The following is a 232-nucleotide window of genomic DNA, read 5'->3' on the forward strand; positions in this document are numbered from 1 at the left end:
CCTCGCGGGGCCTGAGCGCCCGGCCGGAGCGGGAGACGATACGCACGGCGATATAGAAGGCGGCGAACAGCAGCATGACCCAGATGCCGCCCTGTACGAGCGGCAGCATCAGCAGGATCATCGCCTTGGTCTGCTCCATGCCGGACGGGTCCGGCGTGAAGGCGGGCTCCTGGCTCTTCAGCGCCTCGGTCATGGCGTCGACCATCTGGCCGGTGAGTTCCGGTCCGTAGCC

1 protein-coding gene is annotated in these 232 nt (G+C 68.1%); it reads right to left on the reverse strand.

Annotation, left to right across the window (positions count from 1 at the left end; translation table 11 throughout):
• The coding region (locus tag KVT36_RS32380; RefSeq protein WP_217607537.1) for a hypothetical protein at positions 1-232 on the reverse strand (232 nt) is incomplete at both ends.

The sequence above is a fragment of the Chitinophaga sp. GbtcB8 genome (assembly GCF_019091455.1).
Taxonomy (GTDB): domain Bacteria; phylum Bacteroidota; class Bacteroidia; order Chitinophagales; family Chitinophagaceae; genus Chitinophaga.